This window comes from Bosea sp. 685, assembly GCF_031884435.1.
Taxonomy (GTDB): Bacteria; Pseudomonadota; Alphaproteobacteria; order Rhizobiales; family Beijerinckiaceae; genus Allobosea.
Genome location: NZ_CP134779.1, coordinates 2,858,046 through 2,872,893, shown reverse-complemented (window position 1 = coordinate 2,872,893; position 14,848 = coordinate 2,858,046). Strand labels below are relative to the sequence as shown.

12 protein-coding genes are annotated in these 14,848 nt (G+C 63.4%); 5 read left to right on the top strand and 7 right to left on the bottom strand.

All coding sequences use genetic code 11. From position 1 onward, the window contains the following. The first annotated feature begins 49 nt into the window (after positions 1–49). Positions 50–751, top strand: a complete 702-nt coding sequence (locus tag RMR04_RS14980) for a glutathione S-transferase (RefSeq protein WP_311915385.1) — start codon at positions 50–52, stop codon at positions 749–751. Positions 752–763: 12 nt separating this feature from the next. Here RMR04_RS14980 and RMR04_RS14975 read toward each other — a convergent pair whose 3' ends face one another. Further along, positions 764–1,669 (bottom strand): HWE histidine kinase domain-containing protein, encoded by a 906-nt coding sequence (locus RMR04_RS14975; protein WP_311915846.1) that lies wholly within the window; start codon positions 1,667–1,669, stop codon positions 764–766. A gap of 523 nt (positions 1,670–2,192) precedes the next feature. Between RMR04_RS14975 and RMR04_RS14970 the strand changes: the two genes are divergently transcribed. After that, positions 2,193–2,780 (top strand): beta-ketoacyl-[acyl-carrier-protein] synthase family protein, encoded by a 588-nt coding sequence (locus RMR04_RS14970; RefSeq protein ID WP_311915384.1) that lies wholly within the window; start codon positions 2,193–2,195, stop codon positions 2,778–2,780. On the opposite strand, the gene RMR04_RS14965 is transcribed toward RMR04_RS14970, so the two are convergent. Together RMR04_RS14965 and RMR04_RS14960 are read right to left on the bottom strand one after the other, a co-directional pair. Then, a complete protein-coding gene (locus tag RMR04_RS14965) occupies positions 2,770–3,324 on the bottom strand; it encodes a cytochrome b (protein WP_311915383.1) in 555 nt (184 codons plus the stop codon). The two genes, RMR04_RS14970 and RMR04_RS14965, sit on opposite strands and share 11 nt — an antisense overlap. 106 nt (positions 3,325–3,430) lie before the next feature. After that, entirely contained in the window at positions 3,431–5,479 is a 2,049-nt protein-coding gene (locus tag RMR04_RS14960) for a heavy metal translocating P-type ATPase (protein WP_311915382.1), read from the bottom strand. Between the two features lie 148 nt (positions 5,480–5,627). Here RMR04_RS14960 and RMR04_RS14955 point away from each other — a divergent pair, with 148 nt between their 5' ends. Continuing rightward, positions 5,628–5,891, top strand: a complete 264-nt coding sequence (locus RMR04_RS14955) for a hypothetical protein (RefSeq protein WP_311915381.1) — start codon at positions 5,628–5,630, stop codon at positions 5,889–5,891. Positions 5,892–5,912: 21 nt separating this feature from the next. Here RMR04_RS14955 and RMR04_RS14950 read toward each other — a convergent pair whose 3' ends face one another. Beyond that, positions 5,913–6,167 (bottom strand): hypothetical protein, encoded by a 255-nt coding sequence (locus tag RMR04_RS14950; protein ID WP_311915380.1) that lies wholly within the window; start codon positions 6,165–6,167, stop codon positions 5,913–5,915. 59 nt (positions 6,168–6,226) lie between these two features. On the opposite strand from RMR04_RS14950, the gene RMR04_RS14945 reads away from it, so the two are divergent. Together RMR04_RS14945 and RMR04_RS14940 are read left to right on the top strand one after the other, a co-directional pair. Next, on the top strand, positions 6,227–6,448 hold the full coding sequence (locus RMR04_RS14945) for a hypothetical protein (protein WP_311915379.1): 222 nt from the start codon (positions 6,227–6,229) through the stop codon (positions 6,446–6,448). A gap of 76 nt (positions 6,449–6,524) precedes the next feature. Further along, entirely contained in the window at positions 6,525–8,597 is a 2,073-nt protein-coding gene (locus RMR04_RS14940; RefSeq protein WP_311915378.1) for an ATP-dependent helicase, read from the top strand. A 424-nt stretch (positions 8,598–9,021) separates the two neighbouring features. Here the strand turns inward: RMR04_RS14940 and rsgA are convergent, their stop codons facing one another. The 3 genes from rsgA to RMR04_RS14925 all read right to left on the bottom strand — a co-directional run bounded on the left by rsgA (position 9,022) and on the right by RMR04_RS14925 (position 14,747). Further along, positions 9,022–10,035, bottom strand: coding sequence for a ribosome small subunit-dependent GTPase A (rsgA, locus tag RMR04_RS14935; protein WP_311915377.1), 1,014 nt, complete (start codon positions 10,033–10,035; stop codon positions 9,022–9,024). Between the two features lie 180 nt (positions 10,036–10,215). After that, on the bottom strand, positions 10,216–10,440 hold the full coding sequence (locus RMR04_RS14930) for a hypothetical protein (RefSeq protein WP_311915376.1): 225 nt from the start codon (positions 10,438–10,440) through the stop codon (positions 10,216–10,218). A 587-nt stretch (positions 10,441–11,027) separates the two neighbouring features. After that, positions 11,028–14,747: a vitamin B12-dependent ribonucleotide reductase gene (locus RMR04_RS14925; protein WP_311915375.1), complete on the bottom strand. Its 3,720-nt coding sequence runs from the start codon at positions 14,745–14,747 to the stop codon at positions 11,028–11,030. Between the last annotated feature and the right edge of the window lie 101 nt (positions 14,748–14,848).

Sequence of the window (14,848 nt, the reverse complement as noted above, 5' to 3'; positions counted from 1 at the left end):
TCCTCCTGCGCGTTGACGACCATCGCATCCACCATGGAGGACCCCGCCGATGCCGGACTACACGCTCTACTACTGGTCGGTTCCGTTTCGAGGCCAGTTCGTTCGGGCGGTGCTCGCCTGGGCAGGCAAGGAGTGGCGCGAGGCTGGAGACGAGGAAATCGGCAAGCTGATGAAGCGGCCGGTCGAGGACATGCCCGTTCCTTTCATGGGCCCGCCGCTCCTGATCGACCATGTCAACGACTTCGCCATCGCCGAGATGCCCGCGATCGTCCTCTACCTCGGTGAGACGCTGGAGCGCATGCCGGCAGCGGTGCCGTTGCGAGCGCTGATGATGAAGATCGTCAACGACGCCAATGACGTCATCGATGAACTCACGCTCCAGGGAGGCCAGTCGATGTGGACCGACGCCAAGTGGCGCGCATTCGTGCCACGTCTGGAAAAGTGGATGTCCTTCTGGGAAGAGACCGGTCGTCGGCACGGCCTGACTGAAGAGGCCGGCTTTCTTCTGGGCGGAAGGGAGCCAGGGATCGCCGACGTCGTGACCGCGACGTTGTGGATGACCATGGCGGAGCGGTTTACCGAAATCGCGTCGATCTTCGACCGTGCCGCGCCCTTGACCAGTTCACTTGCACGCCGCGTAGCCGCCATACCGGCCCTGGCCAGCCTGGCCGAAAGAGCCCGCCACGATTACGGCGATACTTACTGCGGGGGGCAGATCGAAATCGCACTGCGCAAGGTTGCCGACCGATAGAAAGTTGCGCCTTTACGCGCCTGGAGATCGGGCAAGAGGAATGTCGAGCTCGTATACGAGTCCTGTCGGCTCATATTTCAATCGAACTTTACCATGAAGCTGATCGGCTAGGCCGTTGATGAGGCGTGTCCCGAAACTGGGTCGAGACGGCTCCCGGACCGCCGGGCCACCACTCTCCGTCCATGTCAGCTTTAGCCGTTGCGCTTTGTCGTCGACAGTCGATGTAATGTCGATGCGCCCCGTTGCGGTGGACAAAGCGCCGTACTTGACCGCATTCGTGCATAGTTCGTTCAGAGACATGGTGAGCGGCAGGACCACCTCAGAAGCGATCTGAACGGGAGTATGTTGAACCACAAATCTTCGGACGTCCTGGCTATCGAACGGCTCGATAGCGTCATGAATGATGTCGCTTAATTTCGCTCCCAGCCATTTTGATTCAAGAAGCAGATCATGCGCCCTGCCCAAGGCAACCAATCGGCTCGCGACAGCTGACCGGCCTTCTTCCAGGCTTTGCGCTGTTCGCAAGCTCTGTGAGGTAATCGAAATCACCGTCGCCAACATGTTTTTTACCCGGTGATGCAGTTCCCCCAACAGCAGCTCCTGCAACCGCTTGGCGACCTCTACATCCCTTATAGCGGCGACCACGACCATTCCGTCGTCGGTACGATGCGGGCTCAAGCTGATCTCGACCTGGAATTCGCTGCCGTCCTTACGAAGACCCCTTAGGTCCAAGCCGGTGCCCATCATGCGGGGAATGGGATTGCTTATAAAACGATCAAGACGACCCGCATGAAGGTCTTTGTACCGTTCTGGAATTAGGATGCTAAGCGGTTCTCCAGTCAGGTCACTCGGAACGTGACCGAACATGGCCTCGACGCGGGTGCTGGCAAAACTAATGCAACCAGTCTGGTCAACGATAACAATGGCATCGGGACTTTCCTCTAAAAAGCCGTGGAACTGCGCCTCTTTGCTGAGCCCCGCGTTTGCATCCGCGAGCCAAACGCTCAGATCGCGGACCCGGCCATGGCTCTCGGTGATGTTGGACCGTCCCGTTTTTGAAATATCGTTTCCCCCCGATCAAGACCGTTGAACTCGCGCCGCCCTCACGCAGCCTAAAACCTCGGTGCAACATCATTCGGCCAGATAAACAACATATCGGATCCGTAGAAAAACAAGCCTTGCCTGAAGAGTTCCGCTTCGGTGTATTCGCGTCGCGAGAGCAGCGGTTCGCCTGCAGCGTGCTCAATTGTCCCAGAACGTCCTGGCCGCTTTTCAAAGGGCATGTTGAGCGAGGTGGGTACAGAGTCGGAAAATACCCATCAGGCGCGGCCTTGTCGAAGCGCGTCGGAATCACGCAGCCAAACTCTGGAATTTAAGAGCTGTCTGAACCGTAGTCAGCAGGGTGCAGCATCCCCGTCCGTGTCGGGCGATTGCGGGCGCCGTGCCTGAAAGTGCCGATGGCCGATCCAGTCACCTCGTCGCAGTTGCCAGTGCCGTTCCACCTCACGAGTTCAAGCAGCGCGACGTCGCCGCAGCCGCGCATCACAGCTTTGCCGAGCGATATCCAGACTTCCAACGCCTCGCTCGTGTGTTCGAGACCTCGGTCATCGACCGGCGATATGCCGTCAAGCCGCTCGACTGGTATTTCCAGCCCCTCGGCTGGCCCGAGCGCAGCGCCGCATACCTCGGTGGGGCGATCGGCCTCGCCCTGATCGACACGGTCATCTACAGCCGCTCGCCCACTCACGGCACGGCTATCATGGAAAGGTCGCAGGCCGGCGACGTCGAGACGGCGAAGTTCATCGGCGTGCCGCTTGAGCTGATAGCGGCCCGGCCGCCGGGACCGCTCGATGCGCAGGCAGAAGCGCTTTTGACACCGCTGGTCGAGAAGGCGGCTCTGGTGCAGTCGCAACGAAGCCTGGGCGCTGGTCGCGGTCCTGGCGATCGCAGCCTTGGCCTTCGTTCCCTTCGACCGAAAAGTGCCGACTGGCGAATTCACTCGGGCCTGGGCACTTTCCTCAGCGCTTGACCGGGAGCATCCGCAATAGGGTCGTGTCCTTGCGGATGAAGTGGTGCCAGAGAGCCAAGAGCGCATGGATGCTGGCCAGGCCGATCAGCGCAAAGGCCGCGAGCTCATGTACTTCGCGGACGGTGCGGCCGAGCTCCCGATTTCGTTCCATGATTGGCGGGATCGAGAATAGGCCGAAGTCGATGCCTTGCCCGCGCAGGGCCGTATAGACCAGCCCGATCACCGGAACGGCCAACATCAGGGCATAAAGACCGTAATGTCCCAGCCAGGCCGCACGGTCCAGCAGCGGGCTGACATGCTCGGATGCCGGCGGACGGTGGACCAGGCGCCAGGCGAAGCGGACGGCTACGAGCAGCAGGATGCCGACGCCGAGCACCTTGTGGGTTTCCACGATGCCGTGTTCCCAGGTCTTGGGGAAGGTATCCACCAGCAGGCCCAGCAGAAACACAGCCAGGATCAAACAAGCCATCAGCCAATGAAGCATGCGCGCGACACTGTCGTAGGGGGGCGTTGCAATCGATGGCGCTGAAACTGTTGTAGGCATCGGACGGCTCACATTCTGTTTCGTCGCCGCATGGCGGGCGAATAAAATTCAGTGACGCTTTAGCGCGCCCTGGACCAGGGTCGGATTCTACGAGGGCCACCGGCTCCTATCGACTGATCGCCTTTACGGCGCTGGATGCTTCGGTTTCTGGCGCGATCTGCGGAAGCCGCGTCATATCGGCGGTCGAGAGGAGCCGTGCCGAATTGGAGATGAAGATCAACTCCGACGAGACGTGGATGAAGGCAGCCAAGAGCGGGTTCAGGAAGCCGAACGCGGCAAGGGCGATGCCGAGAGCGTCGACTGCGATCGTACCGGAGAAGTTCTGCCAGATGACGCCGCGCGTGCGCTGGGCGATCCGAACCGTCTCAACGAGGCGCTCCAGGTTGTTGGCAAGCAGGACGATGTCGGCGCTCTCCTTGGCGACGTCGGTACCCGAGCCCATCGCGATCCCGACGCTCGCAGCCGTCAAAGCCGGCGCGTCGTTGATGCCGTCGCCGAGCATGGCGACCTTGGCGCCGGACGCCACCAGCGCCCGCACGCGCTCCAGCTTTTGCTCGGGCAGCATGCCAGCCTCGACCGTATCGATTCCTAAGCTGGTGCCGACGCTCTCGGCCACCTTGGCATTGTCGCCGGTCAGCAGGATGGTGCGGATCTTCATCGCATGCAGGGCGCGGATAGCGTCCGCGGCCTCCGGACGCACCTCGTCTGCGACGGCGAAAGCCCCGGCATAGAGCCCGTTGACCGCGACGCAGACCTCGGAGGAGACGGCGTCGCCCGCTCGGTCGGCGGGAACGTCGATCCCCTCAGCCTGTAGAAGCTTGACGCTGCCGATCAGGATGCGTTCATCGCCCAACTTCGCCGCGACACCGCGCCCGAGCGTGTAGTCGAAGCTGTCGGGCTCCGGCACCGCGATCTCGCGAATGCGAGCCTCCGCCACGATCGCCCTGGCCAGCGGGTGCTCGGAGCGGAGTTCGGCCGATGCCGCCAGCCTGAGCAGGTCGGCCCCTGTGCGTCCTGCAGCCGGATGGATCGCCGAGACGCGCGGTTCGCCGAAGGTCAGCGTGCCCGTCTTGTCGAGCACGATCGTGTCGATCCGGCCGAGCATCTCAAGGTGCATGCCGCCCTTGATGATTGCGCCGTTACGCGCCGCGCGGCCGATGCCGCCGAGCACCGCCAGAGGCGTTCCTGCCGCGACGCCACAGGCGCCGGCGACGATGATCACCGAGATCGTGTCGCGGATGTTGCCTGTGAGCAGGTAGGTAACAATCGCCGCGGCGAAGGAGAAATAGACGAGATAGCCAGCCAGCTGATCGGCGAGGCGCTGGACCGGAGCCCGCGATTGCTCGGCGTTTTCGATCGCATCGATGATGCGCCCGAAGCTCGTATCGCGGCCGATGCGATCGACCTGGATGTCGAGCGCGCCGGACTGATTGATGGAGCCGGCGAAAACGGCATCCCCTGCACTGCGCTTGACCGGCATGGATTCGCCCGTGATGCGCGCCTGATCGACATAGGACAGGCCCGATCTCACGACACCGTCGACAGGGATGTTCTCGCCGGGCGCGACTAAGACGCGGTCGCCGACGATGATCGTATCGATTGGAACCAGTGAGATCACGCCAGCGCGGCGCACCGTCGCCTCATGAGGCATCACGTCGATGAGGTCAGCGATGGCAGCCCGTCCGCGATCGACAGTCAGATGCTCCAACTCCTCGGCGACGAGCACGAAGAAGGTGACGACCAGCGCGGTGAAAAACTCTGATATCGCTGCGGCCGCCAGGATGGCGATCGACATGGACAGTTCCATGGTCATTCGCCGCTCTTTGATATTCTCGAACGCTTCACGCAGGATTGGCCAGGCGCCAAATAGCAGGCCTGCCGCGCCGATCACGTCCCAGCCGGCCACCGGGTTGACGACCTGGAACCAGACAAGCGCGGCCGAGACCGCGACGGCCGCGACCCGCAGGACTTCGACGGTCTCGACGTCATGACCAAACAGGCTCAGGGCTCGCGGGACACGGTCCCCGAACCAGCCGGGCGAGCGCCTGGCCTGCTCCACCGCGCTCGCCGAACAGGAGCGCTCGAATGGACGGAAGCAGATACAGGGCTGTGCGCTGGCGGGGCAGAGCGGTGCGGAGGCAGCGACGGTCGTCATGGCGGAATCATCCTGGTCGAAAGGATGCCGGGCTGGCCTGCTTTATCTAGTTTTGAATTATTCTAATTACAAGAAATGCTTCGCTTTGATGAGACCTCCTCTCATTGTGGCTGTCGCTGGCGACCGGTCACCACGGAGGAGGGAACCGATGAAGAGGGAGGATCTGGCTCTTGCAGGTGCGGTCGAAGCACTCACTTTCTGCGCGATGAGTCCAGCCCATGCGGACGCTATCGACGGTGCTTGGTGCTCCGAGAATGGGCGGCGCTTCACAATCGAGGGGCCCGCCGTCACGACGACCAAGGGATTGAGGCTGTCGGGGAACTACACGCGGCATACGTTCAACGTCACCCTGCCTCCCGAGGAGGCGGATGCAGGCTCGCCTGTCGCTCCGGCCTGGATGTCCCTGCGCTGACGTTTCGATCTCGAGAGGACGTCACAGTGCGCGGATCTGCTCTTCAAACTCCTCGGGAATCGCGCCATGGCGCGCCAGGACGGCGAGCGCACTGACCTCGCCGGTTTCATCGTCGGCGGTGACATGGATCACGGCGAGCCCCTCGGCGGTGCGCGCCATGCGCTCCCCGTCGTTGATCGCGTGATGTTTCGTCCTCGCCAGCACCCGCTGCCCCGGCACGAGCCGCTTGCGGTGCGTTTTGAAGGGTTGAAGGAAGAACGTATCGACATTGGCCATGGCTTGACTCCGCAGGCAGCTACGTTCTCATTACGTTCGCATTTCCGGGAACGCAATCGATGTCGCCGCAGCCGCTTGAAAAGACCGCGCTGGAGGTTTCAGAGCAGGAAATCGACGAGGTTCTGGCCGAATTCAACGGGGATGCCCGAGCGGCGATGCGAGCCCTGCTGCATGATCAGGCCGCGTTGATTCGGGATGCGCAGCAAGCTGTATCGCGCGGCTTTATCCGTGGCGTGTTCTCGGCCGGCGCCCGACGCTTGGACGTTGAGGACGAGGTCTGATGGTCCAGAGAACCAAGCGCAGCCTATCGCTGGTGTTCGTTTCCAACGACGTGCCGGCGAGCGCGGGCTGGAATAGATGAACGCCATAACCCCGATTTCCTATCTGGACACGCTGAACCCCGCGCAACGTCGTGCGGTCATTCACGGCGTCGGCTCCCCTTTCGCTTCGCCGCTCCTCGTCATTGCTGGTGCCGGCTCGGGCAAGACCAACACGCTCGCCCATCGCGTGGCGCATCTGATGGTCAGCGGCGTCGACCCGCGCCGCATTCTGCTGATGACCTTTTCCCGCCGCGCCGCAGCTGAGATGGCAAAGCGCGTCGAGCGGATCGCCCGAAAGGTACTTGGCGATGGCGCCGGCGTGCTGGCGGACGCGCTGACATGGGCCGGCACCTTCCACGGGATCGGCGCGCGCCTGCTGCGCGACTATGCCGATCAGATCGGGCTCGATCCTGCCTTCACGATCCATGACCGCGAGGACGCCGCCGACCAGATGAACCTCGTCCGGCACGAGCTCGGCTTTTCCAAGACCGAAGCGCGCTTTCCGACGAAGGCGACATGTCTGTCGATCTATTCGCGCTGCGTGAATGCGGAGATGCCGATCGAGGATGTCCTTGGCCGATCCTTTCCCTGGTGCGTGGCCTGGGCGGCAGAACTGCGGGATCTGTTTGCGGCCTATGTCGAGGCCAAGCAGAGCCAGAACGTGCTCGATTACGACGACCTGCTGCTCTACTGGGCCCAGGTCATGGCCGACCCTGACCTTGCCGCCGATATCGGCGGGCGCTTCGATCATGTCATGGTCGACGAGTATCAGGACACCAATCGGCTCCAATCCTCGATCCTGCTCGCGATGAAGCCGGGGGGCCACGGGCTCACCGTCGTCGGCGACGATGCCCAGTCGATCTATTCCTTCAGGGCAGCGACGATCCGCAACATCCTCGACTTCCCCGCGGCCTTCTCGCCACCGGCCGAGATCATCACGCTCGATCAGAACTACCGCTCGACCAGCGCCATCCTGGCGGCAGCCAATGGCGTCATCGACCTGGCAGCCGAACGCTTCACCAAGAATCTCTGGACCGATCGAGCCGCCGGCGCGGCGCCGCAACTCGTCCATGTGCGTGATGAGGCCGATCAGGCTCGCTTCATCGCCGAGCGGGTGCTTGAGAACCGCGAGGCGGGATCCACGCTGAAGCAGCAGGCGGTGCTCTTCCGGGCGTCGCATCACAGCGGCCCGCTGGAGATCGAGCTGACCCGGCGCAACATCCCCTTCGTCAAGTTCGGTGGCCTGAAGTTTCTCGACGCTGCCCACATCAAGGACGTGCTGGCATTGCTGCGCTTCGTCGAGAATCCGCGCGACCGCGTCGCCGGTTTCCGCATCCTGCAGCTTCTGCCCGGCGTCGGGCCGACCTCGGCGCAGCGCGTGCTCGACCATATGGCCCAGGCCTGCGACCCCATCGCGGCGCTGCATGACGCTCCCGCGCCACCTCGCGCCGGCGAGGACTGGACAGGCCTCCAGATTGCTGTCGCCGAGCTGCGTTCGGGCGGCTGTGGCTGGCCCGCTGAGATCGGGCGCGCGCGGCTCTGGTACGAGCCCCATCTGGAGCGCATCCATGAAGACGCCTCGACGCGACAAGCCGACCTTGTCCAGCTCGAGCAGATCGCCGGAGGCTATCCGTCGCGCGAGCGCTTTCTGACCGAACTCACGCTCGATCCCCCCGATGCGACCAGTGATCAGGCTGGCGTACCGCTGCTCGACGAGGACTACCTGGTCCTCTCGACGATCCATTCGGCCAAGGGCCAGGAGTGGAAATCGGTCTTCGTCATGAACGTCGTCGATGGCTGCATCCCGATCGATCTCGGCGCCGGCACGTCCGAGGAGATCGAGGAAGAGCGCCGTCTGCTCTACGTCGCGATGACGCGCGCCAAGGACGACCTGCATCTCGTCGTGCCGCAGCGCTTCTTCACCCATGGCCAATCATCGACTGGCGACCGCCATGTCTATGCGAACCGGACGCGGTTCATTCCCAACGGCCTGCTCGGGCATTTCGAGCGCTGCGCCTGGCCGCGTGTCGCGACGGTGGACACCAGCCGGTCTCCCAGCAATGGGCCGAGGATCGATGTGCGTGCGCAAATGCGGGGCATGTGGCGATAATCGGACGCGGAGATCGCTCGCCGCATTAGAGATTCAAGCCGCTCCAGCAGTCGATCTGGGCGATGAGGCGCTTTATGAGCGCCCGGCGAGCAGCATTGGCACGTCTCGGCCGAGAAATTCCGTGCCGAGCACAGGGCGCGCTGATGCTGCGGTCAGCCGCGCGAGGTCACGAGGTTCAGCGTCGTTTCCTGGAGGAGGGTCGGCACGACGAAATCGTCGATCAGACGCGATTGGCGGATCCTGACCAACGCGCTTACGAGCTCGACCAGGACAAGAGGTCGAGAACCCGCCCCGTGAAAAAGGGCGCGAGCGGCTGAGGTTTGGGCTCGGCAGAATCAGCGCGAAGACGTGGATATCGGCCTCGAGTGCGAGCATGACGAAAGGGGTCGAAAGATCATGGCCAGCACGGAGATGGACGCCCCGCCTACCGCCGCTTTCCCTTCGGCCCCTTCACCTGCGGCGTCTTTGCCCTGTTCTCTAGGTCGAGCTTGCGCCAGCGTGCCAGACGCTCAGGGTCGATCACGCCCTTGGCGACTGCCTCCTGAACCGCGCAGCCGGGTTCGTGCTCATGGGTGCAGTCGCGGAAGCGGCAGAGCGGACTGAGTTCCGTGATCTCGGCGAACAGCGTTTCGAGACCAGACGCCGCATCGCTGACATGGAGCGTGCGCATGCCCGGCGTGTCGATCACCCAGCCGCCGCAGGCAATCGCATGCAGCGAGCGCGACGTCGTGGTGTGGCGCCCCTTAGCGTCGTGGGCGCGGATGTCGCCGGTCTGCTGCGGTTCGCCCTCGATGGTGCCGGTAAGCGCGTTCACAAGCGTCGATTTGCCGACGCCGGACGAGCCGACCAGGGCGAGGGTGCGGCCCTCGCCACACCAGGGCGCGAAGGCAGCCGCCGCGTCAGGGCTGCGCGGATTGACGGTTGCAACAGCCAGCCCGCGCTGCAGGGCGGCGGCCTGGTCGAGATAGGGCTGCACGTCCGGCACGAGATCGGCCTTGGTCAGCAGGATGACGGGCTCGGCTCCGCTCTCATTGGCCAGCGCAAGATAGCGCTCCAGGCGCGCGACGTTGAAATCAGCATTGCAGGAGGTGACGATGAACAGTGTGTCGATATTGGCCCCGGCAAGCTGCGGCGTCATGCTGCCCTCGGTGCGCCGCGCCAACACCGTCGCGCGCTCCAGCCGGCGCCGTAGCAGATGCGTGCCGGGCTCCACCAGAACCCAGTCACCCACCGTGAAGTCGCCTGTATTGGTATGGACCGGCAGCTTGAGCCTGATCGGCCCATCGGGTGTGATTGCGCTCATGCGGCTGCGGTGCACAGTGTCGATGCGCGCAGGCCGGAGGCAGGCGTCGTCTGGTTCGCATTGATCTGCAAAGAAATCCGTCCAGCCCAGCGCCGCAAGTAACAGTGGTGCGGAGGCAGTGTCGCCTTGCGTCACAGTATCGCCCCACCGCTCGGCGTCCTCGTCATGGGCGACGATAGAGCGGGGTTTAGGCCGGTTTGCAAGCGCCGGAAGACGGAAAGTGAGCGTAGTCCGTAACTTAGGCAACTTGTGAAGTCCCGTGGTCGCCCCACGTTCCCAACGGAAATCCGCGTTCGCGGTTCCATCAAGCAACGCCTAGACCTCGGCACGGTTCTCCATGGCCATCGCATGCAGCTTCCTGGTCGCAATCTCATCGGTCTGCGACTGATCGATCATCACGCCGAGAGCGGCGAGGACGATGTCCTTCTTCTTGGCGTCGGGATGGGCCTTGCGGATCGCTTTGAAGAGATCGCCTGCGTTATCGTAGCTATGAACCAGGCGCAGCAGGGTCACGCCGATCTGGTATGGGCCGTCTTTCATGTAAAACTCGCTGGCTGTTTCGCTGCCGCTATCTTTCCCTTTGATAACGGCGAAACGGCGATTTGCCCATTGGCATGCAAAGCTGGCGTATATCGGTCTGTACTCGACGTCGATAGGGAGCCGCCGCCGTGTTGGATTCGCTAGCGAGCTGAAAACACCGTGAAGGTCTTTGACGACCTAAATTCGGACGGCCCCGCGCTACCCAAAAGCGGAAGTCACCAGAGTCGGCAATGGGCCGGCTCCGGAACCGCTCCCTTCCGGTGACCGACGTGTTCTTCACTGCCTCGCACCGCCATTAAGGAATGAGCCATGCGAGCTCCGTTTACAGATCCGATAGAAGGGGCGCGGGGAAGGGGGGAATACCAATCAACGAGTTGGCAGCGACGCAGAGGATTTCTTCCACTATTCGCCGAAGCGGTGCCGTTGCGGGGAGCATTGGATTGTCCGCCGTCGTTAAAGCCGAGCTTCGCTGCCTGGTTTAAGCGAAACGCCGCCCGGTGGGACCGGGCGGCGCTTATCAGTTTGCGGAATTTTTCCTGCAATCGCGGCAACACTATGCCGCGCTTTTCAATCCCCATCGATGCAGACTAGCTGCACCCCGTCGTGCTGCCGCAAGTGTTGCACTTCAGGCAGGTGCCGTTGCGGACCAGGGTGAAGTTGCCGCATTCGCCGCAGCTGTCTCCGACATAGCCTTTCATGATCGCCTCGGCGCGACGCTCGGAGGCTTTGGGCTGGCCGGCGGGAGCGGGGGCCGCGAAGCCGAGCTTGGCCATTTCCGCCTCGCCATAAGGCTGCTCGGCCGGCTCCTGCTTCAGCGCGGTCGCACCGGCCGTGGCATAGCCATGCGCCTGGCTGGCCTGGCGCGGGGCTTCGGGCACCGCGCCGCCCGGGATCAGCATCAGCTTGTCGGCGCGCGAGCGGACGAGCCCCTTCGAGACCGAGGTCTGCTGGGTGGCGCCAGCCGCTGCCGGCTGGTTCTGGCCGCTGCTGCCGAGCCCGATATTGCCGACCTCGCTCGGGTCGATATGGGCGAGCTCGTAACGGCCGAGATAGCTGATCGCCAGTTCGCGGAAGACGTAGTCGAGGATCGAGGTCGCGTTCTTGATCGAGTCGTTGCCCTGGACGAAGCCCGCCGGCTCGAAGCGGGTGAAGGTGAAGGCGTCGACATACTCCTCCAGCGGCACGCCATATTGCAGGCCCAGCGACACCGAGATGGCGAAGTTGTTGATCAAGGCGCGCAGCGCCGAGCCTTCCTTGTTCATGTCGAGGAAGATCTCCCCGAGGCGGCCGTCATCATATTCGCCGGTGCGCAGGAAGAGCGTATGCCCGCCGATCTTGGCCTTCTGGGTGTAGCCCTTACGACGCGTCGGCAGCTTCTCCTGCTCGCGGTTGCGCTCGACGCGCTCGACGATGCGCTCGACGATCTTCTCGGCGACATGGGCGGCGCGAGCCATCATCGGCTGCTGGTGCAGCGCCTCGACGGCGTCGTCCTCATCGTCCTCGTCGGAGATCAGGGCCGAGTTCAGCGGCTGCGAGAGTTTTGAGCCGTCGCGGTAGAGGGCGTTGGCCTTCAGCGCCAGCTTCCAGGAGAGCATATAGGCGCTCTTGCAGTCCTCAACGGTGGCGTCGTTGGGCATGTTGATGGTCTTGGAGATCGCCCCCGAGATGAAGGGCTGGGCCGCGGCCATCATGCGGATATGGCTCTCGACCGAGAGATAGCGCTTGCCGATACGCCCGCAGGGGTTGGCGCAGTCGAAGACGTTGTAGTGCTCAAGCTTGAGATGCGGCGCGCCTTCCAGGGTCATTGCCCCGCAGACATGCACGTTGGCGGCCTCGATCTCGGCTTTGGAGAAACCGAGGAAGGGCAGCAATTCGAAGGACATGTCGGCGAGTTTCTCAGCCGGCACCTTAAGCGTGTTGACGAGGAAGTCCTCGCCCAGCGTCCATTTGTTGAAGACGAACTTGATGTCGAAGGCGGCTTTCAGGTCCTTCTCGATCGCGTCGATCTTGTCCTGGGTGAAGCCCTTGGCCTTGAGCGAGCCGTGATTGATGCCGGGCGACTGCGCCAGCGTGCCATGGCCAACCGCATAGGCCTCGATCTCGGCGATCTCGCTCTCGCGGTAGCCGAGTGCGCGAAGAGCGTCGGGCACAGCGCCGTTGATGATCTTCCAGTAGCCGCCGCCGGCAAGCTTCTTGAACTTCACCAGCGCGAAATCAGGCTCGATTCCGGTGGTGTCGCAATCCATCACGAGGCCGATCGTGCCGGTCGGCGCGATCACGGTCGCTTGCGCATTGCGGTAGCCATGCTTCTCGCCGAGCGCGAGCGCATTGTCCCAGGCGATGCGGGCGCGCTCCGAGAGGAGGGCGCTGGAGCCGCCCAGGCGCGCCAGCGTGCCATGGTCGAGCGGGACCGGCGTGACCTGCAGGCCTTCATAGCCCGAAGCCTGGCCATGGGCCGCGACGCGGTGGTTTCGGATGACGCGCAGCATATGCGCGGCGTTCTTCTTGTAGCCGGGGAAGGGGCCAAGCTCGGCCGCCATCTCGGCCGAGGTCGCATAGGAGACGCCGGTCATGACCGCGGTCAGCGCGCCGGCGAGCGCGCGGCCCTCGTCGGAATCATAGCCGAGCCCCATGGTCATCAAGAGGCCGCCGATATTGGCGTAGCCGAGGCCGAGCGTGCGGTATTCGTAGGAGAGTTCGGCGATTTCCTTGGAGGGGAACTGCGCCATCGTCACCGAGATCTCGAGGACGATCGTCCAGAGCCGGCAGAGATGCTCATAGGCTGCGACATCGAAGGCCTTGGCCTCGCGATCATAGAACTGCAGCAGGTTGGCCGAGGCCAGGTTGCAGGCCGTGTCGTCCAGGAACATGTATTCCGAGCACGGATTGGACGCCCGGATCCGGCCGGAGGCCGCGCAGGTGTGCCAGTCGTTCATCGTGGTGTTGAAGTGCAGGCCCGGATCGGCCGAGGCCCAGGCGGCGTAGCCGATCTTCTCCCAGAGGTCGCGGGCCTTCAGCGTCTTGGTGATCTTGCCGGTCGTGCGGCCGGTCAGGTTCCAGTCGCCATCGGTTTCCACGGCGCGCAGGAAGTCGTCGGTCAGCGAGACCGAGTTGTTCGAGTTCTGGCCCGAGACCGTGAGATAGGCCTCCGAATCCCAGTCGGTGTCGTAGATATCGAACTGGATATCGGTGTAGCCCTGCTTGGCGAACTGCATCACCCGCTTGATGTAGTTGTCGGGCACCATCGCCTTGCGGGCGAGCTTGATCTCGCGCTTCAGCGCCGGGTTCTTCTCGGGGTCGAAGCAGGAATCGCCATCGCCTTCGCAGTTCACGCAGGCCTTCATCACGGCCTTCATGTGCTTCTGGACGACCTTGGAGCCGGTGACGAGGGCGGCGACCTTCTGCTCCTCGCGCACCTTCCAGTCGATATAGGTCTCGATATCGGGGTGGTCGACATCGACCACGACCATCTTGGCGGCGCGGCGCGTCGTGCCGCCCGACTTGATCGCGCCCGCAGCCCGGTCGCCGATCTTGAGGAAGGACATCAGACCCGAGGAGCGGCCGCCGCCGGCGAGCTTCTCGCCCTCGCCGCGCAGCAGCGAGAAGTTCGAGCCGGTGCCCGAGCCGTATTTGAACAGGCGTGCCTCGCGGACCCAGAGGTCCATGATGCCGCCCTCGTTGACGAGGTCGTCCTGCACGCCCTGGATGAAGCAGGCATGGGGCTGCGGGTGCTCGTAGCTCGACTTCGACTTCACCAGCTTGCCGGTCTTGAAGTCGACGTAGAAATGGCCCTGGCTCGGGCCGTCGATGCCATAGGCCCAATGCAGGCCGGTGTTGAACCATTGCGGCGAGTTCGGCGCGACGCGCTGGGTCGCGAGCATGAAGCGCAGTTCGTCATGGAAAGCCTGCGCATCTCCTTCAGAGGAGAAATAGCCGCCCTTCCAGCCCCAATAGGTCCAGCAGCCGGCGAGCCGGTCGAAGACCTGCTTGGACGAGATCTCCGAGACGAAGCGCTCGGCTTCCGGGAGCTTGGCGAGCGCGGCCTCGTCGGGCGCGGAGCGCCAGAGGAAGGAGGGGACGTCGTTTTCCTCGACCTTCTTCAGGGCCGCCGGAACGCCGGCCTTGCGGAAGTATTTCTGCGCGAGCACGTCGCTGGCGACCTGCGACCAGGATTCGGGCACCTCGATGCCTTCAAGCCGGAACACGATCGAGCCATCGGGATTGCGGATCTCGCTGACGGCAGAGCGGAACGGAATCGCCGTGTAGGGCGATTGGCCGGCGGAGGTGTAGCGGCGCTCAATGCGCATGATCTCGTATCCCCATGCAATGCCGCGGGCTTCCTGAGCCCCGCGCGGCCGGTTGATCACCGGCTCCTGATGTCAGCCCAACTCGGTTTGTGCCCTGTGGA